The sequence below is a fragment of the Secundilactobacillus odoratitofui DSM 19909 = JCM 15043 genome, assembly GCF_001434895.1.
GTDB lineage: Bacteria > Bacillota > Bacilli > Lactobacillales > Lactobacillaceae > Secundilactobacillus > Secundilactobacillus odoratitofui.
Window position 1 is genome coordinate 101,267 of sequence record NZ_AZEE01000029.1, and the last position, 26,094, is coordinate 127,360.

General features: G+C 42.5%; 24 protein-coding genes. 4 read left to right on the plus strand and 20 right to left on the minus strand.

Translation table 11 applies throughout. From position 1 onward, the window contains the following. Positions 1 to 178: 178 nt before the first annotated feature. The 6 genes from FD04_RS08600 to FD04_RS08625 form a co-directional block, all read right to left on the minus strand. Positions 179 to 1,123, minus strand: a complete 945-nt coding sequence (locus FD04_RS08600; protein WP_056948305.1) for an ABC transporter substrate-binding protein — start codon at positions 1,121 to 1,123, stop codon at positions 179 to 181. 24 nt (positions 1,124 to 1,147) lie between these two features. Then, a complete protein-coding gene (locus FD04_RS08605) occupies positions 1,148 to 2,134 on the minus strand; it encodes a FecCD family ABC transporter permease (RefSeq protein ID WP_056948307.1) in 987 nt (328 codons plus the stop codon). Further along, positions 2,131 to 3,111 (minus strand): FecCD family ABC transporter permease, encoded by a 981-nt coding sequence (locus FD04_RS08610; RefSeq protein ID WP_056948309.1) that lies wholly within the window; start codon positions 3,109 to 3,111, stop codon positions 2,131 to 2,133. Before FD04_RS08610 ends, FD04_RS08605 begins: the two co-directional genes overlap by 4 nt. Then, positions 3,108 to 3,905 carry an ABC transporter ATP-binding protein gene (locus tag FD04_RS08615; RefSeq protein ID WP_235805678.1) on the minus strand — a complete coding sequence of 266 codons (798 nt, stop codon included), beginning with the start codon at positions 3,903 to 3,905 and terminating at the stop codon, positions 3,108 to 3,110. The genes FD04_RS08610 and FD04_RS08615 overlap by 4 nt, the downstream gene beginning before the upstream one ends. A 285-nt stretch (positions 3,906 to 4,190) precedes the next feature. Then, entirely contained in the window at positions 4,191 to 5,534 is a 1,344-nt protein-coding gene (locus tag FD04_RS08620; RefSeq protein ID WP_056948310.1) for a PFL family protein, read from the minus strand. Positions 5,535 to 5,546: 12 nt separating this feature from the next. Beyond that, on the minus strand, positions 5,547 to 5,816 hold the full coding sequence (locus tag FD04_RS08625; RefSeq protein WP_056948313.1) for an ACT domain-containing protein: 270 nt from the start codon (positions 5,814 to 5,816) through the stop codon (positions 5,547 to 5,549). Positions 5,817 to 6,060: 244 nt separating this feature from the next. On the opposite strand from FD04_RS08625, the gene FD04_RS08630 reads away from it, so the two are divergent. Beyond that, positions 6,061 to 6,486, plus strand: coding sequence for a pyridoxamine 5'-phosphate oxidase family protein (locus FD04_RS08630; protein ID WP_056948316.1), 426 nt, complete (start codon positions 6,061 to 6,063; stop codon positions 6,484 to 6,486). Between the two features lie 502 nt (positions 6,487 to 6,988). On the opposite strand, the gene FD04_RS08635 is transcribed toward FD04_RS08630, so the two are convergent. The 4 genes from FD04_RS08635 to argC form a co-directional block, all read right to left on the minus strand. Continuing rightward, positions 6,989 to 8,128 carry an acetylornithine transaminase gene (locus FD04_RS08635; RefSeq protein ID WP_082603189.1) on the minus strand — a complete coding sequence of 380 codons (1,140 nt, stop codon included), beginning with the start codon at positions 8,126 to 8,128 and terminating at the stop codon, positions 6,989 to 6,991. After that, positions 8,128 to 8,871: an acetylglutamate kinase gene (gene argB / locus FD04_RS08640; RefSeq protein ID WP_054700375.1), complete on the minus strand. Its 744-nt coding sequence runs from the start codon at positions 8,869 to 8,871 to the stop codon at positions 8,128 to 8,130. The genes FD04_RS08635 and argB overlap by 1 nt, the downstream gene beginning before the upstream one ends. Before the next feature lie 266 nt (positions 8,872 to 9,137). After that, positions 9,138 to 10,340 (minus strand): bifunctional glutamate N-acetyltransferase/amino-acid acetyltransferase ArgJ, encoded by a 1,203-nt coding sequence (gene argJ / locus FD04_RS08645; RefSeq protein ID WP_056948318.1) that lies wholly within the window; start codon positions 10,338 to 10,340, stop codon positions 9,138 to 9,140. A gap of 15 nt (positions 10,341 to 10,355) precedes the next feature. Next, positions 10,356 to 11,393 carry an N-acetyl-gamma-glutamyl-phosphate reductase gene (gene argC, locus FD04_RS08650; RefSeq protein WP_054700373.1) on the minus strand — a complete coding sequence of 346 codons (1,038 nt, stop codon included), beginning with the start codon at positions 11,391 to 11,393 and terminating at the stop codon, positions 10,356 to 10,358. Positions 11,394 to 11,733: 340 nt separating this feature from the next. Here argC and FD04_RS08655 point away from each other — a divergent pair, with 340 nt between their 5' ends. Then, entirely contained in the window at positions 11,734 to 12,582 is an 849-nt protein-coding gene (locus tag FD04_RS08655; RefSeq protein WP_082603190.1) for a helix-turn-helix domain-containing protein, read from the plus strand. Between the two features lie 169 nt (positions 12,583 to 12,751). Continuing rightward, complete coding sequence (locus FD04_RS08660; protein ID WP_056948320.1) at positions 12,752 to 13,408, plus strand: hypothetical protein; 657 nt, start codon at positions 12,752 to 12,754, stop codon at positions 13,406 to 13,408. Between the two features lie 170 nt (positions 13,409 to 13,578). Here FD04_RS08660 and FD04_RS08665 read toward each other — a convergent pair whose 3' ends face one another. The 7 genes from FD04_RS08665 to FD04_RS08695 form a co-directional block, all read right to left on the minus strand. Then, positions 13,579 to 14,040, minus strand: a complete 462-nt coding sequence (locus FD04_RS08665; RefSeq protein WP_054700370.1) for a universal stress protein — start codon at positions 14,038 to 14,040, stop codon at positions 13,579 to 13,581. Positions 14,041 to 14,167: 127 nt separating this feature from the next. Continuing rightward, the gene (locus tag FD04_RS08670; protein ID WP_056948322.1) at positions 14,168 to 14,827 is read right to left on the minus strand and encodes a hypothetical protein; all 660 of its coding nucleotides are present in this window, start codon (positions 14,825 to 14,827) and stop codon (positions 14,168 to 14,170) included. A gap of 16 nt (positions 14,828 to 14,843) precedes the next feature. Further along, complete coding sequence (locus FD04_RS08675) at positions 14,844 to 15,944, minus strand: GH25 family lysozyme (protein ID WP_235805679.1); 1,101 nt, start codon at positions 15,942 to 15,944, stop codon at positions 14,844 to 14,846. A gap of 40 nt (positions 15,945 to 15,984) precedes the next feature. Then, the gene (locus tag FD04_RS08680; RefSeq protein WP_056948326.1) at positions 15,985 to 16,722 is read right to left on the minus strand and encodes a C40 family peptidase; all 738 of its coding nucleotides are present in this window, start codon (positions 16,720 to 16,722) and stop codon (positions 15,985 to 15,987) included. Positions 16,723 to 17,168: 446 nt separating this feature from the next. After that, positions 17,169 to 19,436 carry a beta-L-arabinofuranosidase domain-containing protein gene (locus FD04_RS08685; protein ID WP_162255758.1) on the minus strand — a complete coding sequence of 756 codons (2,268 nt, stop codon included), beginning with the start codon at positions 19,434 to 19,436 and terminating at the stop codon, positions 17,169 to 17,171. A 48-nt stretch (positions 19,437 to 19,484) separates the two neighbouring features. Beyond that, entirely contained in the window at positions 19,485 to 21,095 is a 1,611-nt protein-coding gene (locus FD04_RS08690) for a peptide ABC transporter substrate-binding protein (protein WP_338055714.1), read from the minus strand. Between the two features lie 37 nt (positions 21,096 to 21,132). Beyond that, the gene (locus FD04_RS08695) at positions 21,133 to 22,206 is read right to left on the minus strand and encodes a M24 family metallopeptidase (protein ID WP_082603191.1); all 1,074 of its coding nucleotides are present in this window, start codon (positions 22,204 to 22,206) and stop codon (positions 21,133 to 21,135) included. Positions 22,207 to 22,415: 209 nt separating this feature from the next. Here FD04_RS08695 and FD04_RS08700 point away from each other — a divergent pair, with 209 nt between their 5' ends. After that, entirely contained in the window at positions 22,416 to 23,597 is a 1,182-nt protein-coding gene (locus FD04_RS08700; protein WP_056948333.1) for an MDR family MFS transporter, read from the plus strand. Between the two features lie 270 nt (positions 23,598 to 23,867). Here FD04_RS08700 and FD04_RS08705 read toward each other — a convergent pair whose 3' ends face one another. From FD04_RS08705 to FD04_RS08715, 3 genes are read right to left on the minus strand one after another with little or no spacing between them, the layout of a single operon-like run. After that, positions 23,868 to 24,371, minus strand: a complete 504-nt coding sequence (locus FD04_RS08705) for a hypothetical protein (RefSeq protein WP_054700353.1) — start codon at positions 24,369 to 24,371, stop codon at positions 23,868 to 23,870. A gap of 34 nt (positions 24,372 to 24,405) precedes the next feature. After that, positions 24,406 to 25,311 carry a hypothetical protein gene (locus tag FD04_RS08710; protein ID WP_056948335.1) on the minus strand — a complete coding sequence of 302 codons (906 nt, stop codon included), beginning with the start codon at positions 25,309 to 25,311 and terminating at the stop codon, positions 24,406 to 24,408. 47 nt (positions 25,312 to 25,358) lie between these two features. Continuing rightward, entirely contained in the window at positions 25,359 to 25,796 is a 438-nt protein-coding gene (locus FD04_RS08715; RefSeq protein WP_054700347.1) for a hypothetical protein, read from the minus strand. Between the last annotated feature and the right edge of the window lie 298 nt (positions 25,797 to 26,094).

A 26,094-nucleotide genomic window follows, 5' to 3' on the forward strand; every position in this document is an offset into this window, starting at 1 on the left:
ACCTGCCAATCAGTCTGCTGGCGGCCGAAGGCGGACCTCTCCGCACATCGCCACAGCATGAAAAACACCAAAGTAAAAGTAGAACGATTGCCAGATAACTAGCAATCGTCCTACTTTTATGGGTTATTATCCTTGTGTGAAACTAGCACATACAAGTTAGCTTCAATGCGTAAACCATTTACTTGGCTTTGATCATTGCATCCGTAATCAGCTTCATCTGTTGATAAACGGCTGTCGGGTCAAAGTAATACATCTTATTAAACGGCAGCGATATGACATGCCCCGCTTTTACTGCAGGTAAACTTTTCCAAATTGGGTTAGACTGCAGATCTTTCACCGCCTGATTGCCCTTAGTCGTGGCCGTTGTATTCGTAAAGAACAACCAATCAGCGGCGTATTTATTGAGTGATTCCAAAGAAATTTGTTGGTAACCAACACCATCGCTAATTTTTTGAATCCGATTTGGCAGTTTAAAACCGAGCCCGGTTGTCAACGCCTGACCGCCACGGCCCCAAGTACTCCCATCTACGAACAGTTTGCCATTTTGCATATCATACATACCAACAGTTGTGTTTAACGGGTTAATTCCCGCCGCCTTTAGCCGGCTGGCCTGCTGTTTGGCCTCCCGACTAAATTTTTGATTCCAAGCCTTCGCCTGTTTTTGACGGTTCAAAATTTGGCCAAATTTCGTTGCGGTTTGATTAATATCACCCGTAGTGCCATAGGCGACGTAAACAACGGGTGCGATTTTTTTGAGTGCTTTAACGTCCGATTCATTACTCGTCACAATCAGATCCGGTTTTAATTTTAAGACCGCCTCAGGCTTTAAAGTCAGGCCTAAGTTTTTAATGTGCTGAGTTTGCTGTTTGGTGAGATATGGACTCGCTAAATCCGTTGACGTTGCACCGACCACGTGACCACCCAGTGATAGCACATCTCCCGTGTAAACGTTGGTCACGATACGCGTCGGCTTCGTTGGTACTTTTACTTTACCCGCGCTTGTCGTTACAACGCGTGTCGCTGCTTTGGACTGACTGGGTTGCGATTTTCCACAACCAGCAAGAAAAAGTCCCACCGCCATTGTAATCATCATTAAACTCAATAATTGCTTGTTAAATTTCATATGCCATTTCCTTCCTAAGTAAGGTTAAGCTTCCCGTTGCCAGCTAAATAATTGAATAATAAAGTAAGGCATTGTCACAACGGCAACAATCAAGCCAACTGGCAACGCCACTTTGCCAAAGGCGTTATTGGCCACGACATCCGCTAACATCATCAAACTGGTCCCCAGTAACCAACTGACTGGCAAAAGTAAATTCACGCGCTCGCCAACTAACCGTTTGGCAATGTTAGGCGCCATTAAGCCAACGAAACTCATCGCACCGCCCACTGCTACGGCAACGGTAGCTAACCCAACCGCCACTAGTAGCAACCATTGTTGACCGCGTTTGACATTGACACCAATTCCGCGTGCCATCGTCTCGCCCAATGTCAGTGTGCCCAGTGTTGGGAGCAATGCCATCACCAATAGCAGCAGAAGCAAACTCGCTAATCCATTGATCATTAAATAACCTAAATCCAAGTTCCAAAAACTGCCACTCAGCCAAATCAGAGCCTTATCGAAACTAAATTGGTTCAGTCGCAATTCTAAAATCAAAATTAGCCCGTTCATAATAGCGGTTAAAGCGACACCACCCAACAGCACTTGAATTGGCGACCCATTTCGATTAGCGAGCTTCACTAACCCGCAACTAATCAACGCACCAATCAGCGCTGCAACTGGTAGCAAGTCGTTACTCAAACTGATTGCGGTTAAAATCACCGCCCCCAAACTAGCACCGGCATTTATGCCTAAGATGCTACTATCTGCCAGTGGATTATGGGTGGTCACTTGTAAGATCAGGCCACTGACTGCCAGGGCACCACCCGTGATCAACGCGGCAAGCAAATTAGGCAACCGCAATTGCCAGACAACAAAGTTCGCCGTATAGTCTTGCGAGGTCCCCAGTAGCACGCTAATCACTTGGCCAAACCCTAAGTGAATGTCGCCGATAGACAGTAATAACAGGGTCGAAATCAAAAATAGGAGCGTACAAAGGATCAAAATCATCGTCATTCGGATTTTGCTAGTCATACTTGAATCACCCGCCGATCGAAAACGACCATCATAAACAGCAGACAACCACCAAATAACGCGCTCAATGCCGCCATGGGCAATTCGACACCTGGCACTGTTGCTTTAGCAATCAAATCAGCGGTGGTCATAAACACACTGCCTCCTAACAAAGTTACCCAGACATTTTGCTTGAATGATCCCGGTCTAATGGCCTGAATCAATTGCGGAATACCTAACCCAACGAAGCCAATGTTGCCACCCACCGCGACACTCGCCGCGGTTGCCAACACAATCAACGAAGCTGCAATCGACCACAAGATACCGGTTGAGACACCGAGTCCGCGAGTTGAAGTTGCATCCATCGCTAACAACGTTAGGCCTGATTGAAAGCACGCAGCGGTTACGATTACAATTACGAGTACGATGGCTAGCAACACGACTTGGCCATAAGTACTGCTACTAAAGCCACCGACTAATAAATTTCTGTACTGTTCAGTTGTGTTGGTCATCACGCTAATGGCGTACGAAATGCAACTGATAAATCCCGAGAAAACCGTTCCGCCGAGAATTAACCGTAGTGGCGCAATGCCGTGTCGCGACATAGCAAGACTCATCACAACCAAAAACGCCAATCCAGCACCGACTAACGAAAGCCAAACCGTATTAAAAATTGACATGCCAACCCCAAGGACACCACCAACAATTAATGCTAGATTGGCACCCGCATTGATGCCTAAAATTGAAGGATCGGCAATTGGGTTGTGCGAGACTGTCTGTAACAAAAGGCCACTCATGGCTAACAGTGCCCCAACCATAACGCTGGCCAATAGCCGTGGCACTCGCATCGTCCAGATTACTTTACCCAATAGAGAGTGCATCGGTTGCCACAAGGCCGACAACTCATACCAACGCGAGCCACCTAGTACGTTTAAAGTGGCCACAACGATTAACCCAACAATGAGAATTCCCACTAAATGTCGCTGCCACCAGTTCATGAGATTGCCTCTAGTGGCCGACAATTAAGCAGTTGCGGACAATCGCGCTGCGGATCAATCGTAATTTGCGCATGAACCTGAAAGGCCTGTGCTAACAAGTTGCTGGTCAATACTTGCTTCGGTGTGCCTTCAGCCATGATGCTGCCGTTAACCAAACAGATTAAATGCTGACAATAAGCGGCCGCCTGGTTCAAATCGTGCAAAATAATCACGATCGTTTTATGTAACTTTTGGTTGAGTTCTTGTAATAATGCCAAAATCTCCAGTTGGTTGGTCAAATCTAAATAAGTGGTTGGCTCATCCAACATCATAACCGGACTATCTTGAGCTAACGTCATCGCAATAAAAGCGCGTTGACGTTGACCACCAGAAAGGCTGGCAACTTGGGTTGCGGCAAAATCCGTCAGGTGAACAGCGTCAATCGCTTGGCGCACAATCTTTTGATCCTCGTGTCCTCGATTAAAGCCATGACGGTGAGCATAACGACCATAATTAACTAATTCCGTCACGGTGATACCAGCCGGCGCTAACGGATGCTGGCAAAGGCAGGCAATCTGCTGTGCACGCTGTTTCGCCGTCAGTTTAATAATTGGCTCACCATTCAACTCTACCGTGCCGCTGGTCGCCTTTTCAAAACCATTTAGTAAATTAAATAACGTGGTTTTACCGCTCCCGTTGGGGCCAATCAGACCTGTAATTTGGCCTGATGGGATATTCACGGATTGATTATGAATCACTTCATGTTGCCCATAGCCAGCTGACAGGTGAGTGGCGGTTAAAATATATTTGTTCAAGCGAATTTGGCCTCCTTATTGCGATGCTTTATCACTAATAGTTGTAGTAAAATCGATCGCATATCATTTTTATTCTCGATATTCTATATGAATATGGAATATTTTATTGGTTAAGTAGGTGCGCACTCAGCGCACCTGTTTGTTTTATTTCGTTGATTTTACGTAGCCATATCGGGCTACACAAAGCAGAAGGTTGCACGTAACGGACTCGGACCATAAAGCCAGGTTCGGGCTTTATGGTCCGAGTCCGTTACGCTCCACCTTCTAAACGCTTTGGTTCCGCACCTAATTCTTAAACGAATGAATTGGTGCTGGGATTCTGCCACCCCTCTCCACGAACTGTTTTGGTGAGTTCGTATTGACTGGCATTATTGGGGCCGTTCCGAACAAACCGCCAAAGTCGATCTGTTCCCCGACGCCTTTTCCTGTCGCTGGGATGACCCGGACTGCCGTGGTTTTATTGTTGATTACGCCAATGGCTGCTTCGTCCGCAATCATGCCACTAATCGTTTCTGCGGTTGTGTCACCCGGTACCGCGATCATGTCCAATCCAACTGAGCACACCGCCGTCATCGCTTCCAATTTTTCAATGTTCAAGTTACCTTTGGATACAGCTCGAATCATTTCAGCATCTTCAGAAACCGGGATGAACGCGCCCGATAAGCCACCCACGTGTTCGCAGGCCATGACGCCGCCTTTTTTAACAGCATCGTTTAACAACGCTAATGCCGCAGTGGTTCCCGGTGCACCAACACTCTCCAGGCCAATCTCTTCCAGGATTTCAGCGACCGAATCACCTTCATTTGGCGTTGGTGCCAACGATAAATCGACGATACCAAACGGTACACCAAGGCGTTCCGCCGCAACGTTGCCGACTAATTGACCCATTCGAGTGACCTTAAAGGCAGTTTTCTTAATGGTTTCTGAAACCACGTCGATTGGCTCGCCTTTGACCTGTTCCAACGCCCGTTTGACAACCCCAGGACCGCTAATCCCAACGTTAATGACGCGGTCTGCTTCACCCACGCCATGAAAAGCACCGGCCATAAACGGATTATCTTCAACCGCGTTAGCAAAAACAACCAGGCTCATACAATTGACCGGATCAACTGCAGCGATGTCTTTCACAACCCGGCCCATTTGTGCCACGGCATCCATGTTGATGCCTGACCGGGTAGAACCGACGTTGACGGAGCTACAAACTCGACTGGTGGCGTTTAAGGCCTCGGGAATCGAATCAATCAATGTCCGGTCACCATTTTGATAACCTTTTTGCACCAAGGCGGAAAAACCACCGATTAGGTCCACACCAAGTGCTTCGGCTGCTCGTTCCATGGTTTGGGCGTAAGCAACGTAATTATCATCATGGCTGGCTGCCGCAATCAGAGCAATAGGTGTGACCGCAATTCGCTTATTCACAATTGGAATGCCATACTCTGCTTGAATCTGGTCGGCAACCTTCACAAGGTCCTTGGCACTGGTCGTCAACTTATCGTAAATCTTCGCCCGTGCTTTTTGACCATCACTGTCAATGCAATCAAATAACGAAATGCCCATCGTGATTGTTCTGATATCCAAGCGCTCTTCGGAAATCATTTGGATGGTTTCAAGAATTTGTTTGGTTTCCACTTTGCAGTCCCCCTAAAGTTTCTGAATCGCGTCAAATAAGGCTTGTCGTTGAATCCGAATGTCCAAGTTTAATGACTTACCAAGGTCAGCTAAGGCCGTTTGCGCCGTCGCAAAACTGGTTTGACCATCATCCCATTCACCCATCAGTACCATTGTGAAGCTACCATGCATCAACGTTTGGGTGATATCAATAATGTTAATATTTAAGTTTGCGAGTTGCTTTGATACCGCAGCAACGATGCCAATTTGATCTTGACCGATAACAGTAATAATTGCTTTCATTGAAAAATCATCCTTTCTCGAAACAGACACGGGTGGTTGACTTCATGAACTAGTGGAACGCATCTAACGTTTAAAACATAGCGTTCGTTTCCTTAGGTCCATTATGGCTGAATCATGTGGCTTCGACAATCACTTTATCATTAAATTCACATTTCAATCAGTCAAATTATTTTTGAATTGTTGACAAACGGTTGTCATATTTAAGCGGTATAATAAGTATATTAAATCAAAGGAGTTAACAACTATGTCTACTAAAGAAAATTACAACAACATTTTAAACCAAGCAACCCACATCGCATTAGCAACCGAAACCCTTGATGGTCACACACCTAGTGTTCGGGTCGTTAACTTCCTTTACTTCGAAGATACCCCTAACACAATTTACATTGCTACCGCTCGTGACACAACTAAGGTCCGAGAAATCGAAACTAATAACCACGTTTCGTTTACGACGCTTCCTGTTGATGGGGCTGACGCTGTGCGCGTTACTGGTGCAACGGCAACCCAAGTTAACGAAAAGAAACCAGAATTATTTGTTGCCATGGACAAAAAATACGATAGTTTCAGCTTTTTCGATGAAGCCGCTCGTGCAAATATGAACGCCTATGCTTTAACGTTCCCCGCAGCTGAAGTATTCGCTAAAGGCTTGAACACCATTACATTCGATTAATAGTTAATAATCATATGACCCGTCCCCAACGGGTCATATTCCCCTGACGATTCATTCAGGGCACTGATTTTTTCAAGATGAAAACTTTCAGTGCCTTCATTACATATTAAACAAAAACTAAATTTTGAATTCTTTTCTAACTAAAAGTAAATAATCCATCCATAATTTCACCAAGTTATATCGTTTTTAGTGCTATACTAACTTCACCATCGCCTTAACTCGATCCGATGGCAACTGAATTCCCAGATTCAGAATGGTTTTACATTGTGCATTTCCCCTCAGTTGTGCATCTTTAACTGCCGCCATCGACAGTTGGTAAAACCGACTCTTTTGGTAATTTTCCCCCTAAAATTATCATTAATATTCAAGTGACGTCCACTAACTTAAATGGTGGACGTTTTTTAGAATCAAAAGACGCCTCGCAGAATCCAAAACGCGGAATCTACGGGGCGTCTTCTATCTATTCAGAGGGTAATGACGCTCCCAAAAAATTTGGCATGACCTATTTTGATAAGACTTGATAAATCGTATTTAAACCGCTTGTCAAGTCGTCTTCACTCATCACGAGCGGTGGTAATAACCGCAACGTGTTACCAACTGCCGACAACGTCAACAGTCCTTCATGATGCAACGCCTTGATTACATCGTTTACTGGTAAGTCATCCGCAAGGTGAATACCGATCATTAAGCCCTTACCACTCACTGATTTAACGGTCTTCAACGCATCAAACTTATCGAGTGTCTGCCATACGACAGTTGCCTTAGCTTGAACGTCATCGAGAAAAGCTGGCGTCAATTGTGTTAATACAGCCTCCGCTGCAGACATTGTCAGGGGGTTCCCTGCAAAGGTTGACCCGTGAGAACCTGGTCCAAACGCTGGTGCGAGCGATGCTTTACCGATCATTGCACCGACGGGTAAGCCATTAGCCAACCCTTTTGCAGAAGTCACAATGTCTGGATCTAAACCGAAGCCTTCGTAAGCAAATCGATAGCCGGTCCGGCCAATCCCAGTCTGAACTTCATCGATGATCAGTAATGTATCGGTTGCTTGACACTTGTCTTGAACAGCGTGTAACCAGTCCAAATCGCCAACAATCACGCCGCCTTCACCCTGAATAACTTCTAAAATGACTGCTGCCAAGTCTGGCGTAATGGCGTTGAGTGACGCATCATCGTTATAATCTGCAAACGTGATGTCAGGTACTAACGGCGCGTAACCTTCCTGAATATGAGCATTGCCCGTCATCGACATTGCACCATAAGTACGGCCGTGAAATGAGTGGTTAAATGACAGAATCTTAGTTTTACCAGTTGCTTTACGAGCTAATTTTAAAGCCGTTTCATTTGCTTCAGTACCTGAATTAGCGAAATAAACGAGTTTTTCCTCATCGCCAACCAATAGTGCCGCCACGCTTTCTTGGAGGTGGTTTTCGTAAAGGTTCGAAATATGCCACATTTTAGTCAGTTGCACTGAAACGGCATTTTGAATGGCGGGATTTTGATAGCCAAAGTTGCAAACCCCGATGCCAGACGTAAAGTCGAGGTAATCTTGTCCATGATTATCGGTCACAATGACGCCATTGGCCTTGATTGGTTCAAAGGGGAACCGTGCGTACGTTGGAAATACATGTGTCATCGTCATTACTTAGTTGCCTCCATTTTTAAAGTAGTGCCTGGGTGAGTCAGCTGATCCGTAATTTTCACCGCCTGCACCCCAGCGTGAACGGCCTTAACAGCAGCGGATAACTTTGGCTGCATGCCTGCCGTAATCACATGTTCTTCAATTAAATCGGATACATCTTGCGGAATAAGTGCTGAAATAACGTGACCATTTTTTAATACCCCGGGCACATCCGTAAGTAAGTACAGTTGTGTGGCTTTCAATAACCGAGCGATATCAGCCGCAGCTGTATCGGCGTTAACGTTAAGCCACTCGCCGTTTTTAGTTAGCGCTAACGGTGCTAGTACGCCAATTTGATCCGTCAACATTTTAGATAGAATCAGTTCGTTGACAGTATCGATACCACCGACTGCCCCATAGTGAGCTTGGTCAAGGTAGTGACCCGTCAATAATTGCTGATCAGCGGCGTTAAGGCCAACTGCAGCCAACCCCGCTTCAGCTAATCGCGTTAATAGTGCTGGTTGCGCATCGCCTAACAGCACCATCTTGGTCAAAGCAAGTGTTTGTTCATCCGTTACCCGAATGCCGTTTTGCTTATTAGTTGGTATGTTGAGCTGCTTAGCTAGCTTTGAAATCTGAGGACCACCACCATGAATCAAAAGCACCTTCTTGCCGGCTTGGCGCCATTCGCGTAGCTGGTTAAAAAACTCACTGTTTAACTGTTGAATGGCGTTGCCGCCGATTTTTACGATGACTAGATTCATAGAATTGTCCTTTCTTTTTTGGGGGCTTGTTTTTTGATTCGTTAATTTTACATATCCGTATCGGGCTACACAAAGCAGAAGGTTGCACATAGCGGGCTCGGGGTATAAAACCAAGTTCGGGTTTTTTGATTCGCTAATTTTACATAGCTGTATCGGGCTACACAAAGCAGAAGGTTGCACATAGCGGGCTCGGGTCATAAAGCCAAGTTCGGGCTTTTTGACCCGAGCCCGCTATGCTCCACCTTCTAAACGCTTTGGTTCCGCACCTAAGTTCTATACGTCGCATTAATCTTTACGTACTCATACGTTAAGTCACAGCCCCAGGCTTGGCCGGTTTTATTGCCGGCATTTAAATCGACGTTAATGGTTACCTTGTCCGTTCCCATTGCATTTGAAGCTTGTTCTTCATCGAATGGTAGCGCTATGCTGTCCTTAACCATTTGGATGCCATTGACTTCAATCGTGACGTGGTCAGTATCAACGTGTGCGTTGGTTGCACCAACCGTTGACAAGATTCTGCCCCAGTTTGGGTCCTGGCCGAAAATCGCTGTTTTAACTAGGCTTGACCCCACAATTGCTTTGGCAACCTGTTGCCCCTCTTTTTCGTTAAAGGCGTTTGCCACATTACATTCCACCAACTTGGTTGCACCTTCACCATCAGCCGCGATCTGCTTCGCCAGCTCACCTAAGACGTAGTGCAGACCCGCAGCAAATGTGTCGTAGTCAGCCGATCCAGCCGCCGTTAATTCGGGCGTCCCTGCTTGACCATTTGCCATAACAACGACCATATCGTTGGTAGAAGTGTCGCCATCCACCGTGATCTGGTTAAAAGTTGTATCAACCTCGGCACTCAAAGTTTGTTGCAACAGCTCACCGTCAATTGCAGCATCCGTTGTGACGAAGCCTAACATCGTCGCCATCTTGGGGTGAATCATGCCGGACCCTTTCGCAAAACCGGTAATCGTCACCGTTTTGCCTGCCAGTTCAAGTTGAACACAGGCGTGCTTTGGCTTTTTGTCGGTGGTCATCACGGCTTTAGTGACCGCGTCCCCATGGTGTGGAGTCAACTGGGCCATACCTGCCTCAATTTTCGCCATTGGCAGTGGTGCCCCAATCAGACCAGTGGAAGCCACGCCGACTAAGGCTTTGTCAATATCTAACTTATCGGCTAATAACGCTTGTTCCGTCAGGGCATCTGCCTCACCCTGCTTACCAGTACATGAATTAGCAATTGCACTATTCAGTACCACGGCTTGTAATTGATGGGCGACGTTAATGGTGTTTTTTGTTAACTTCGTCGGTGCTGCCTGAAATTGATTAGTGGTATAGGTGCCAGCAGCGCTCGCCGGGACTTCTGAAACTAAGTACCCAAAATCAAGCTTATCGACCTGACCTAACCCAATTTCAATTCCATCGTTGTAATAACCCTTTGGCCATTGAAAACTGACCGCTTCAAATTGTTGTGTCATTCTCTTTCCTCGATTCTATGCAAAGACTGGCAAGGTTGGTAAACCAGCCGTTTCGTCTAAATTAAATAAGTGATTAAAGTTTTGAATAGCCTGGCCTGCCGCGCCCTTGATTAGATTATCAATCACACTGATTACCATCACCGTTTGGGTCACCGGGTTAAAGACTACACCGATATCACAATTGTTAGTGCCAACGACTTGTTTAAGGGTTGGCGTCTGACCATCAAGCACGTGAATAAATGGATGATTGGCGTAAGTTGTTTCAAAAACGGTCATGAGCGCTTCCTGTGTCACACCAGGTTTGACCTTGGCATAAATACTTGCCATCAAGCCCGTCGTCAGTGGCAACAATGTCGTACTAAATTGAATCGCGTTGACCTTGTCGTTCCATTTCTGAAGTTGCGCCACAATTTCTGGAATGTGCTTGTGGGTGTTTAACCCGTATAGCTGTAAGTTATCATTTACTTCGGTAAAGTGGCTGATTTGAGTTAACTTCTTCCCTGCGCCAGACGTCCCGGACTTAGCGTCCACAATAATTGTGTCCGGATCAATCAGGTCTGCTTGGACCATTGGCGCCAAGCCCAGCAACGTTGCAGTCGCATAACAGCCAGGGTTAGCTACGTAATTCGTTTGTGGCTGGTCAACGTCAGCTAAATTATAGGAAGCTTTAGCGAGATCAGCTACTGGTGCTGCCGGTTTGTGATACCACTTTTCGTACACCGCAGGATCTGGCAATCGAAAATCGCCGGAAAGGTCGATGACTGGAAAATCAGCTTCAACAAATGGAATGGCGAGCTTACTCGTTACGCCAGCCGAAGTCGCAAAGAAAACCGCGTCATTGCCTGCCATGATCTGGTTTGCATCAAACTTCTGAAGCTTAACGTGCTGACCATGAAAGCCAGCGATGAGTTCGTCGAGATAGCGGACGTCACCATTTTTCCCTTCATCTGAATGACCGTATAACTTAATGTCATCAACGGCTGGGTGGTTCGCAAGCAGTGTATATAACACCGTGCCACTATATCCAGTCACACCTACTATCGCAACGTTCATCGGCTTCACCTCACAAGAAATTTATTTGTCGTTTAAGTATGCGTCTTACTATATTCTCATAATTCAAAAAATGCAATGTTTTTCTGTTAAATTATCAAATTTAAGCTGTTTTATGTATATTATTTGCAAATAAAACGATATTATACATTTAAAAATGAATATCTCTTTTATTTGCTTTAATCATTTTTAACCATTACCCAATTAACGTCAAAATCGTTTGAACAACGATTAAGATGATTAAGATTGCCAGATTGTACAAGTCATTTACTAATCGAAAGTGCCTATCCATTATCAATCTGTTATACTTAATTTAAACAACTAAAAATATGGGATGATCAAAATGAATATTGAACGCTTTATCAAAGCCCGTAAAGCGCTCGGATTATCGCAAGCCGAGCTGTGTGACGGGATCTGTACGCAAGCAACACTAAGTAAATTTGAAAATTCTGGTAAGGCACCCGCTATCCGAATCCTCACGCAACTCTGTGCGCGATTGAGTTTAACACTGGATGACGTTTTTCCGGTAAACCCACCCGCACAGTCACAAGCCAGTGAACTGTTGGATCAAGCAGAATTTAAGCTCATCACCAGCGAATATGATAGCGCTTCAACCGACCTCGCTGGCGTTAATTTTAGTGACCTATCAACAAACGGCCAGATGCAGTACTACTTCGTTAAGGGCTACCTGACTGCATTGCTTGAAAAGCCAATTGCTGATGCACTGTACTACTTTAACTTGATTTTAAATGACCTCGATGACACCCACAGCACTATCTTCACGCAGCTCGCGTACACCGGCAGTGGCATTGCTTACAGCCACAACAACGAAAACCAGAAGAGCGAATTCTTTTTCCAGAAGGTGTTTGACGACCTGCACACCCTACCGCTTAACGACAATAAAGCGATCTGGCGAGCTTTGAACATGGTCTTTTACACCGCGCAGTATTTTGCTCACGTGAAGGACTATGAAACTAGTGATTCGTTACTTAAGTACGGTTATGAGATTTGTGCAACGAACCACGTCACCTATTACTCAGCCCGAATCTGTTACCGTCTCGCTCAAAACGCCCTGGCAGAAGGCAAGCCAAAGTCAGATGTCATTGACATGGTCAACGACGCTAAAGCGTTCGCTCGTATGAACAACAACCAACATCTGCTTGAGATGATCAAGGCTGATAATTGGGATTAATTTTCCATGCTAATAAGGTAAGCAAAAAATCGCCTCTCAATATAATTTGAGAGGCGATTTGTGTACGACATGACGCACTATAAACACTGGCAAAATAGGATTTATGGTTCAATTGTTCTGTGTTATATTTTCCAGTGTGTTATATTTTACATAAAAGGAGGAGATTACAATGAAATTAATTAAGCTTGGGTTGTCTGCGTTAACCTTAACGCTCGGCCTTTCGTTGTTCGGCTCACCCGCAATGGCCAGCAGTGGCAATAGCTATGCGGTCTCAACGACTACGGTTAAGTCAGGCAAGGTGACACTTCCTAAAAATACACGGGTTAACTTCATCTACAAAACCAACAAAAATAATAAAACTTACGGCCGTATTGACCTCAATACAATACGATATAAGCTTCGGCATCAAACCTCAGCAAGGTACATTACCGTTCGGATTAACCACAACTTCAAAACGGTTAAGGCAAATGCCGCGGATAAGCTCACCACGTTAGTGAAAGGCACTCCAACCACTTCAGATAGTAAAAACGCTAAGTTACCGGTCCTTCGTTTGACGACTGATGGCTACGTTGAATATTTTAAAACCAGTTCGATGACCCAAAAACCAGTTTCTTCGACTAAGATCACCGCACTCAAAAAAAGTGGCAACCTGTTACACGTCTACGCCAAATCAAATATGTTGAAATTACCTGATCGTCGAATTAGCCACAAAGGCAATTATCAGTACCGGTTAGCGATTCGATACAACCAACAGTTTGATAACTATATGAGTTACTCCGTCGGTCACATGAAAAACGTCTTTTTTGTCATGACGCGGAATGCCTAATCACCAAGTTCATTTAGAATCATTCTACAGTTAAAGTCATGACGTCATCCAATCGTGACTTGTTTTCAATCGACCCATTAACAAAAAAGTACAGTCCCATCAACGGCCGCGTTCAAGGTCAAATGATGGAACTGTACTTTTTTAATTGTCTGGCGAATTGATTGGCCGTACTACTTCACAATAATCGCCGAAACTTCAGCCTCACGGATAATCTCACCCGCAACGTGACCGATTCGTAAGTGCCCGCGACGAGTGTGTGAACCTAGCAATACTAAGTCTGGTTTGAATTCTGGAATAATTTCTTCCAAAATCACTCGTTCTGGCTTACCTTCACCAATCAGCGGCTGGACGTCCTTAACACCAAAGGCGCGTGCTTTGCTGACGTAGGTGTTTAAGTCATGATAGATGTCTTCACGACGCGACTTAATAACGTCTGGTGATAGTGATTGGAAAATGTTCATATCGCCAGTCTCCATGACCGACACAATGCCTAATGGTAAATTGAACGTCCGTGCTAACGTGCAGGCGTAGTTAAACGCCTTTCGTGATGAATCATCATCGTCGTCATCAACGGCCAACAATAGTCGGTGATAGCTCATTTCTTCTGCTTCAAAATCGTCTTCGGTTACCATAGTATCCTCCTAGTAGTTCAAAACATCATATAATTAAATGCATTACCCTGCATTAACTATAACATGTTAATATTAGAACACAAGAGATATTTTAGGTTAACCAAACTTTTTATTTTAAATTTTTAAACTATTTTGTTTTGCTGATAACTGATTTGGCAATTTGGTAGCCGGTTGCCGCCTGCTGTGCCTTCACGTTTGCAACTTGCTTGTTATTCTGCCATGTAATTTGATTAGCCGTTGTGTCCTGAGCACTAGAATAAACCGTTACGGCCCCTTTATCAACGTCTTGCGTCGTAATGTCATTTTGCTTGAGTGATTTATTCACCGTCGATGCCAAGGTCGTTGGGTCAGTGTGTAACGTTTGCGTCGTATCAGTAACCGCCGTCACAGACCAATTGCCCTTCGTCCAACTGACGTAGATGTGCCCCATCACACCCTGTTCCGTTGCCTTGGTGCCGTCACTTAATTTAACGGCTTCACCACGATGATCCTGATTTGAAACCTGCTTGGCCGCTTGTGTTGCACTTGTCTTAGTATTGGTTTGATACGTTGCAGCAGGTGTCGTTTGACCATTTTGCTGATAAGTCACCTTGGCGTTACTGGTCGTACCGCTCACATCCGTTGCCTTAGCCGTTTGTGTTCCTGTTTTAACCGTAGTTGGTGCCGCTAACTCAGTGGTAGTTGGCGTGGCGTCACCATGTACCAAGAGGAGCGGACCCGCAATTAAAACGGTTGCCAATAATCCGGTTGCTAGTAGCCCACCAGTGGCCCAAATTTTTTTCTTCAATGTCGTTACTTCCCTTCTACTTGGTAGCATTTGCGTTAACGTAACCCATCCAGGTGTTACCGTCATATAGCGAGTAGTAAATCGTGCCGTTACCAGCCTGATAGTAATACTTAGCCGTGTACGTCTTTCCTTTCAGGGTCGTACTGGTTGATTTCGCTTTGGCAAACATCAAACTACTCCACAGGTTATAGCCACTTTTGGTCAACGTTACGGATTTGTTATAGGCAACCGCCTTCATGGTCGTCATCGCATTCTTGTTCACATAACCAACCCACTTACCGCTCTTATTATAAAGTGAATAGTAAGTTGACCCGTTGTAGTGGTTATAGTAGTACTTCGCCGTATAATCAGTGCCAAGCTTAGTCGTACCCTTCTTGCTGGTAAAGGCCAGGCTGCCCCAAATTGTGTAGCCTGCTTTAGAAGCCGTCACTGTTTTATTGTAGCTAATGGCACGAGATGATAGGAACCAACTGGTATTTTCGCTATGCTTCTTGCTAGCATCGACATTTTGATTTAACGCTGACGAATACCATGAATCAGTATATTGCCAGAGTACGTGACTGGCCGTTGGTTCGTTTGATTGATAGGCGGCCAACCAAAATCCGTCGTACTTCTTCATTGCAGTGGCCGCATACTCAGTCGCAAAACTCTGGTAAGAATAAAACAGAATGCGTTTATGTGGCACTTTGGACCGCAGTTCACTGTACCAAGCAGCCGTCGCGCTATTGGTTGTCCCGCTAGAAACCGTCTGATCCTCATAGTCATTGACGTAAAACTGTGCTGAAGGTGCCCGTGAATATAGGTCAGCAGCTTCCGTCTTGGCATCCGCGGTGCTGGTATATTGACTAAATGAATAAACACCATACTTCAACCCATACTTTTTACATAACGCCACGTTTGCTGCAAAGTCTTTGTCCTTATAATCACTTCCGTATTGAACCCGTAAAATTACAAACGGCACGGTTTTTTTCAAATTTTGAACTTCAGTTGCCGTCAAAGCACCCTGCCATTCCGAAAGATCCGGAATCGAAGTGCCAACCGCTGCGTGGGCCAGACTTTGAGTAGCACTCACACCACACAGTAATGTCGCTGCAAAAATCAGCCATTTTAGACTCATCCGCTTCACTTGTTTTATCATCATGCTATTTCCTTTCTCACTAAGACAATGTCATTGGTCGTGCGTAACCCACCAGGTGCCACCAAGGCGCTGAAATGGCCTCAGTGATCACACCGTAATTTTGGGCATCAATCATTTTGCCACCGCCAACGACAATCCCCACGTGGGAAATACTTGAAGTACTGCCGCCAAAGAAGGCGAGGTCGCCATCCCTTAGTTTCGAGCTGCTGACGTGTGCGTAAGTGTTGTATTGCGACTGGGCCGTCCGCGGTAACGTCTTATCGGCTGCTTTTTTAAAAACGTAGCTCGTCAGCCCTGAGCAATCAAAGGCGCTTGGCCCATTACCACCGTAACTGTAAGGTTTCCCAAGTTCTTTTTTAGCGTAGCCAAGCACAGTGGTTGCCGTTGCGCCCGCCTTGAGATAGCCATGCCAAATCCAACCGTGGACTGTATTGCCCTTATTTGAAATATAATAGTAGAGATATGTAACGCCGTTAGCTTTCTTCAAATACATTTTCTTCGTCGCTTCCCAAGTCGTTTTGGGATAATTAGCAAGCGAATGCGTCTTTTTACTAAATGTGACGCTACTCCCGCTCACCGTTAGATTATAAGTACCACCCGCAGTTGATTTTCGGACGTACGTTTTTGCCGTCATATTACTCTGACTCACTAAAGTTGCTGATGTCGCCGCCTGTGCGCGAGTACCAAACACAAAAAACAGCGCCAAACTTAAAATGAGCAGTACGCCTATTCTCATTTGTTTTCGATGAACAACCATAATCACACTTCCTCCTTGATTTACAGTCAAGGTTACGCTGACAATATAACGGTGTGGTTACACGTCATTTTCATCAAAGTTAATGTTTGTTTTCACGACATCTAACTGCAATATTTTTGTCATGATGCGTCGTCAAAAATCCCGCTAAATCAATGATTTAGCGGGATTTAATTTAACAATTAAGTTTGGTGTTATGTGGAGATTGTGAATTTAATCGTATAATAAGATTAATAGCATTGTCAGAAAAAGCGTACGCTAATCTCTACCTTATAGCTAATGTTTGAGCGATTATTATACAGTTAGAGTGAATAAGCAATGCCATTTAGACTAATTTATTTGCCAACAACATTCAATCTGTCTATACACAAATAAAAAAACCACAAAACATATTCAAATGTTTTGCGGCTCGTTCAGAATTCCAACACACACAATTATCGATAGCCGATTCACTTCTCCAAGTGAACATAAAGTTGATATTTTTCATGATTAACCTGGCATAGTGGCATAATTGAAAGTCCCTTAAGGGTTGCTGTTTCAGAATTTTCTTTCAAACATTGCCTACTAAATTCAAGAAAATTATTTTGACTCACGCTTACTGGATTATTCAGTTTAGTTATTACTGCCAGACTATACGGTCCAAATTTCATTGAAGCAGAATCAGGCCGATCGATTAATCTTTCAAGCTTTGCTATTGGTGTCCAAAATATCTCTAGTTTAAATTTTTTTATTTCGGTTAAATTAACTTGGATATAACCATCAACCATTTTAACTTGAGAAAGTTTTTTTCCTTCATAGCTTACTCCAGTTATTTTTGCCCACTCTGGAACCCTAATTTTAAGACAATCTTGATTAGGCAAAAAAGCCGTTATCTTTAATCCAGATAATTCTTTTAAATCAGCATCTAAATCAATATATATATGATGATTTGAATCCTCCACTGTGGATGAAATTGGTAAATTGACCCACACTGTCCGGTTATCATAAGCGTATATCGCCTCACCATACTTAAAATGATTTTCTAAACCTGTTCCGTGGCAGCAAGTATTATCAACATCAAATTGTTTCTGCTCCCCATATCCAGTTGGCATAAAGTATGTACTTCCACCACTTGAATCTTGGGCGCTGCTTGCAGCTATGTGATTAAACGTTGCATTTTCGTAGTACGCCATTTTGGCCGCACTCGGATCAAATTCAAACAACTTTTTAGTTAGTTTTAGCATATTATAGGTTGCACACGTCTCGGCAGAATCACTTCCTAGTCGTTGACCAAGTTCATCACGTCCCTGAAATAATTCACTTTTTCCAACACCCCCAAATGAATAAGTATGATGTTGAACTACCGTTTGCCAGAAGAAGTCAGCCATCTTAAAGTAAGGTAATTCATGAGTAACTTTATATATTTCAAGTAGTCCAATTACCTGTGGAATGTGTTGATTTGCGTGCATCCCATCTAGCGCATCAATACTTGCCGCTAGTGGTGTCATTAACCGATCATGATTAAATAATTTAGCTGTTTGGACGTACTTAGTTTGTTGGGTAATTTCAGTTAATTGAGCAAGCGACTCGTTAATCCCGCCAAATTCTCCTGCAATATAAGTTTCCCACATGTGATTACGTTTTTTATAACTTAGCTTTGATAGTCTTTCATTAACCCAATCACCAATTTTGCAAGCTACACTCAAAGCCGGTTGATTATGGCAATAGTGGTAAATATCAATTAACCCACTTAAAATTTTATGAAGTGTATAATAAGGCGCCCAAATATTAGGATAAGTCGCGCCAGCTTCTAATTCATCAAATTGTTTTTCACTATATGCTCCTAAATAGCCTTCATGAAATTTCAACTGTTTAGAAAAATTATTTTGAATTTCAGTCAGACTTGAAATCATATAGGTGGCTTTCTTCAAAATTTTTGAATCATGAGTAGCAGCATAACAAAGGGCTAACGCAGATAAGTAATGTCCTGTAGTGTGTCCTCGCAGTAATGAATCTGGTGCATCCCACCCAATTAGGGGGTGTCCAGAAACAACCGGCAATCCAGCGGCTTGACGAAAATTATAAAGATAATCATCCGGATTACTTTGCTGTAAAAATTTCAGTCGTGCTTGCTGTAAATTATAAAAAATAGTTCCCTCTTTCAAAGAAATATTCTCTAACGGTTCAAACCACAGTTTTCTTTGTGGCAATTTCTCTGTTGAATCTTCCGAAGTAACGTTCACACAAAATTTAAATGGAAAATCAACTTCTCGAAAATTACCTTTAAATTCATATTGACCCTTCTGAAAGGTATGGCCTTTTAAATCGATTTTCGGCCATGAAACTGCTAAGCTAATCAATCGATTTTCATCAGTTTTTACTGGTAACCAAGCTGGCAGATAAAACTGTTTGTTTGCCTTTACTTTGATTGACGTTAAGCATACTGAACTTATTTTAACTGACAGCGGCATTTGCAAAATTGTGATGTTAAATAATTTCGTCAGTAAAAATTGTCCATGTTTAATAATCGCCGTTAACTTCACCGTGCGATTACCTATACCATGCCTTGGTCGATGAACCCTACCGGTAATCTCAATGAATCGATTATCATTCGTTTTCCAACTAATGTTTGAACCATACTTACCCCGTGAGGGTAATTCGAGATTAAAGGTGACTGTTTTTAAGTTTCCAAGATTCAATGATGCAAAATCAAGTTGCACATATTGTTTATCATCCACACCCATCACTCCTAAAAAAGAGCCCATAAATGAGCTCTTACCATAACTTTATTTTAAATAAGCACGTGTATAATCATATTCGCCTACGGAGTGATAAAGAACACCTTTTAGCTTATGGTTAACCAAATGACTTTCCACGTTGTTATACAAAGGCACAATTGGTGCTGTTTCATTCAATCGCTTTTCAGCTGCTCTCAAATTTTTCCAATAGTAACTGGTACTTGAAGCTTTAGTACTTGTTAGATTTTTTGCATATTGGTTAAATTTAGCATCATTATATTTACCGTAATTTTGTGGATTGCCCTTTTCCATAATCGTCAAATAACTAATGGGATCGCCAAAGTCAGCTACCCAGCCAGTTTGGTAACCATCAAAATCACCTGCGCTTTGCTTTTCAACTGCCGCTTTGCTTGGCAAGTTTGAAGCGTTCACTTTAATATTATTTGTACCAAGTTCCTGTTGATATTCACCCTGCAAGAATTGTGCTAATTCTTTGTAGTTGGTAGTATCTGGACCAACAATCGTAATTTTCACAGGACCCTTCAAGCCGCTTTCTTGCATGCCCTGTTTCCACAGCTTTTTAGCCTTAGTAACATTGAAGCTTTCTTTTTGACTTGTTTCAGTACCAAAATCTTTACCAGTCGTTGGATCAGTTGTTAAATTCGTCGAAACCATAGTTGATGATGGTGTTGATCCGTCAGCAACAATCTTTTTAACCAACCGTTCACGATTAACTGCCAAACTCAAGGCCTGACGCATTTTCACATTATTCAAAGGTTGACCTGATGCTGTATTTAGCATCAAATATGCTGAATTTGCTTTTTGTACATGCTTTAAATTTTTATTCTTTTGAACGCCCATTGCCGTTACACCCGTTAAAACAGCGTCATCCAATTTTCCTTCTGAAAACATGTTATGAGCTGTGTTAGGGTCTTTAACAACTTTCATGTTAATTGTTGAAAGTTTGATTGCCTTTTTATCATAGTATCGGCTATTCTTTGATAACTTCCACGATTCTTCCGAACCAGTCCAACCCTTAACCGTAAATGGTCCATCATAATACATCTTCGCTGAGCTCGTCCCGTACGTATTGCCAAATTTTTTAATTGCGTCCTGACTTTGCGGTAAAAATGCTGCCATAGTCATCATCTTATTAAAATATGGCATTGGATGCTCAAGATCTACCCGCAATGTGTATTTATTAACTGCCTTAACACCCAAAGTTTTATACGATTTTTTTCCTGCCGTGATTTGATCTGCGTTCTTAATCCCCGAGAATATGTAGTTGTAACCTGATTTTGCTTTGGGAGATACTGAACGCTTCCACGCATTTTCAAAATCTTTCGCAGTTACGCTGCTCCCATTACTCCACTTTGCGTTTTTCCGGAGATGAAAAGTATATGTTTTGCCACCATTTGTGGGCTTTACAACCTTTGTTGCAATTCCTGGAGCTGGTTCATTTTTTGAATTAGACCGATAAATACCTTCCATAGAGTTAGTTAGCACGGTCCATTGTGTCATCTCAGCGGCATTACTTGTATCAAGTGATGTCAAATCAGCTTGTTGCATTAATGTTATTTGTTGTTTACTACTACTTGTCTTACTATTCCCACAGGCAGCCAACAAAATCATACTGGCACTAACACCAGCAATACTCAACCATTTTTTCCTATTCATATGTCTATTCCCCTTTGTTTTATGACAATATTTGCAACTCCCGTGTTGCAGTCGTTAATCGCTCATTACCATCTGGCGTAACTAATAAATCGTCTTCGATTCGCACACCACCCTTATTTGGTAAATAAACGCCTGGCTCAACAGTCATTACATTTCTAGCCTGCAAAACGTTACTTTCATAACGGGGCCCAAAATTCGGTGTTTCGTGGATATCCAATCCAATACCATGACCACTTCCATGATTATAAAAATCGCCATATCCCTGTGCAGCAATATAATCACGTCCAGCAGCATCAACGGCTTTACCATTGGCACCAGGTTTGATTGCTCTAAACATACGATCCTGGGCTTCATGGACAACATTGTAAACATGTCTAAGCTCCTCGCCAGGGTCACCAATTGAAAAAGTTCGTGTCATATCAGACGTATAGTCGTTAACGTAGAAACCAAAATCTACCGTAATCATTTCATTACGATTAATTTCTTTGTCAGTAGCAAATCCATGTGGTAACGCAGAGCGATAACCACTAGCAACAATCGTGTCAAAACTTGGTTTTTGGGCACCGTGTTGTAACATCCAATTATTAAGCCAATTTGCTACCTGTAATTCTGTCATACCGGGTTCAACATGTTTTAGTAACTCTGGAAAAGCCTGACTCGCCAATTCTGTTGACTGACGCAAACGATGAATTTCCCCATCATCACGATTATGGCGTAACTTTTCAACGACCATTTTTTCAGGTTTTAGTTGCTTCCCAAATAATTGTAACAATTGGTTATACAGCTCAAAACTCACGGTTGTCTCAAAACCCACAGTTTGAGCCTTCTTGCTACTTAGATATTGTTGTGCAACATCATAGTAATCACGAGTTATTGATAATTCTATTTCCTTTGGTAAGGCATCCTCCAATTCTTCACGGTATCGTGCATCCGTTACGAAGCGTTGTCCATCCCTGGAGACTGCCAAACATCCATCACCCTGTAATCCATCAAAGTTTAACAAATACTTCAAGTTGAACTTATCCGTGACAACAAATCCATCAATATGTAAATTATCAAACTGTGCCCTAAGTTTCTCAATTCTGTCGAGCATATCGTCCCTCCCTCATTAAATACAAATTATTTGCTAATCTAATTTTAATTAATTAACGAGATTAATATAACACCGCCTTTTTTAATAATCAAGATATTACCAATAAATTATGTAATCAGATAGATTTATAAATGATCAGATTTGATAAATGAATCATTACCTTTTATAATTGATTACTAATTTAAGCACTTAATTAAGGAGGCGAACCTATGCCCAATCTAAAATTACGCTGGTTAGCATTGAGTACGCTTATCAGTAGTTTAGGAATGAGCTTCATCTGGCCACTCACTAGTGTCTACTTACATAATCAGTTACATATTTCTTTGACTACAATTGGCGTTGTGCTATTAATAAATTCTGTTACCAGCGTACTGGGAAGCTCACTTGGCGGAATTTTGTATGATAGATTTAATCCTTTTTACTTGTTAATTTACAGTGTTTCCGCAACCTTCGTCATTTTATGTGGATTATCCATTTGGCACAGCTGGCCTTTTTTTAGCTTTTGGTTAGGCTTACTGGGCTTTTGTTCTGGTTGGAACATTGCCCTTCTAAACTCAATTAGCACAAGTATCCGTAACATATCAAGTAAGCGAGTATTCAACGTACTATATCTTTTCCAAAACCTAGGCGTTGTCATTGGTAGCTCACTCGTAGGTTATTTTTATTCAATTAGCGTAACACTTCTATTTGCTGTTGCAGCTGTGTTGTTTTTAGGACTCATCGTCGTCATTTTAGTTAATTTTCAGGGCATTAACTCATCAAGATCAATTGATCACCAAGCGCATTTACATAAAAAGGTTGTTAAATTACCAATTAATAATCAAATCTTTCTCAGCATTCTGTTCATTGCGCTTTTAATCATCTGGGTTATGTACCAACAATGGACGTCTAACGTTTCCGTTTATATGACTGAGCTCGGTTTCCCGCTTTCGAAGTATAGTATTCTTTGGACAATTAATGCAGGTGGCATTGTACTCATTCAATTGATATTAAGTTATTTAAATCAGTACAACTTCACCAGTCAAGAACAAATTATTTTCGGAATTTCTTCACTAACTATCTCTTTCGTGGTCTTGATATTCGCAAACCAATACATTGGCTTTGTTATAGCCATGCTCCTACTGACTCTTGGTGAAGCAACTGCTTTTCCAGCAATTCCGGCACTAGTCAATCGACTCAGTAGCCGCAACGCTAAAGGAAAGTATCAGGGAGCTGTTAATGCCTGGGCATCTGCAGGAAGAGCACTTGGTCCACTTATTGGTGGCATCATCATTGAAACAACTTCATATATCTGGTTGTTTAAAATTGCCGTTATTTTATATATTGTTGTTTTTATACTAGTTCTATCCTGTCTAAAAATACTAAATGGGAAACTTACTTATTTTGACTAAAATTCTCTTGAATTGTAAAGGATACAACTCTAAAAGGCACAACAACAATCTATTGACTGTTGTTGTGCCTTTTTAAAAGTGTTTAAGAAACTTTCATTTTCTACAACGAAATCTGCCTCATCACCATCAAAACAATCGTGATTGCGGCACCACTACAAATCAGTATCCTTGCTGAAAGCTCTAACTTATTGAAGTATTTCCCCTTATCCCGCTTTAAAGTTGCGGCGTAAATAGTCATACCTCCATTGATTCTCTCAACTAGAAATAACGTTATCTCTTAAAATCGTAGCCTAAAACATTTTCGCTGTAATGAAGATTTCCTTTACTGTTAAGGCTGGCGTAGGCAACGGCACCGTTATCGCTGTTTTTCTTATAGCCCTTAGTTGGTGTAAAGCCGTATAAACCCTTTAACTTAGTTTTGTAGACCCTGTTATACTTGTTGTTTTCAATCAAATGCTTGTATGGATGCTTTTTCGTACCACCCCAGTGGTGGAAGTAGCTTCCTTTACCCGATTTGGTTAGTTTAACAATATATGTGTCCATCACACCGACCTTACCGTGCACCTGCTTAGCAGAATAATAGTACTGTTGTTTCCAGGTTCGTGCCATCTTTTTAAGGGTTGTCGTTTTAGACGTGAGTGGTACGTATTCACCTTCCGATAAATTCTCCCACTTACTGGTTTTGGCGTTAGCATTCTGCTGCGTTAAGTTATCGAATGTTGCGAGTGCGGCAACAGCAACAACTGCAGTTAATAATGTTTTAAATTTAGTCATTTTTATCCTCGATTTCACTCAAATTCAATCAACTTTACCAATCCATCTTGTACGATAAATTACTCCGATTAAATTCGTTAATTAACTCGTACAGATACGTTGAAAAATCGTCGGCATCAACGAAACCAGAATCATTTTCGTGTGCTTCATAATAGTCTTGGTATTCCTTTTGCGACATCTTTGACTGTTTCAATATCTGTCGATAGGCTGCATCAATTCTCTTGGGGCTAACGAGTTCTTGCACAATTCGTGGTCGGAAATATTGATAAACTTTCACTAAGAACTTGTTGTTTTCTACAGGCCAATAGTCGGCGTCCTCAGTCTCAATCAGATCAGATTCTGAAACCGCATCACTCATGACAAGTTGAACTGGCGTAAAATCTTCTGCTGCCATTTTTTTCATATTTGCTCCAGTTAGTGGCAGCCACAGTTGCGTCCAACTATAGCCACTATAAGCGTATCCCGTGACAACTTTTTTCAACTCTGCTCGCGCACGCTGACGATCATTACTGGTCCGCAAATTGTCAATCGCCTTATCCATGAAAGCAATGTCCTTTTTCCGCTGTGTATCACTCATTTTGTGATACAAATTCTTATGCCACGTCCAACCCGCTAATGGCGCATCAGATATTTCGTCAATTTGTGGAATGTACGACCCCACACCGTAGTAAATTGCGTGCTTACCGCTGGGCGTAATCACATGGGCCTTGTACTTTGTCCCAAAAATAGTTGTTTTATGACGATACTTTGAGGTCACCTTTTTCTTAAAATCTGAACGCCAGATGGTGCCCTTTACCCTGTAACGCTTCGGATTCGACACCCGCGTTATTTTGGTGATCTTATATTTACCCTTTGCAGATGCCTGATCACGCATGCTCCCTAACGCAAACACCATGGCTATGACTGCAAGTAAAATCGAAAAAACTTTTATTCGTTTCATGATGAACTCCCCTATACCCAATCAACAACAATCAACATTAATTTAACTTACCTAACTGCTTTACCGTGATACTTTGGAAAATGATAGAACCGCGTCATCGTCCAGTGGCTACTGTTCATGTTTACTGACACTTTCTTAGAACTAAGTTGTTTCACCTTCATATACGTCAATCCGTATTCCTGCCACATGAAGCCCTTCATACGTAATTGATAGGTCTTCCCCGAACGCTTGTAATAAACACTCGAGCCACCAGTGCTATCTGACTGACTTGGCGTTAAATAAACAGTATGTTTAGTACCATGAAGGTAGTAAAATTGCGGTAGTTTTTGATACCCGTACTTGATCTTGGTGCGATAGTATTTTCCCCTTAAGATACTTGGCGTCCCTTTGTGCCATGTGCTGGCAGTGGCAGTCAAACTTGTCCCCGTAACACCAACCAACGTGGCCACAATCCCAGTTAACAACCACTTATACTTGATATACATTGTGTTTCCCCCTCTATGAAATTCAAGCTAACCTATTGATGCAGTTTGAGTAACCTCATAATGAACGGTCAAGATCATCCAAAAAAGCTTGCTCAGTCAATTAACTTATACCAGTATAATAGCACAAAACAAGATTAAATTAATGAATAGATAAAATTTTTGTAGAAATACTAGTCAGTTTATGACTAATACTTCAAACGCTATCCCCAGTGACTTTGAAAGCAAGTCAAGTTCTTCAATCAATTCATTTGTGTCACGAAAATATGATATTAATTTTCATTTCCACAAAAATTTTGAA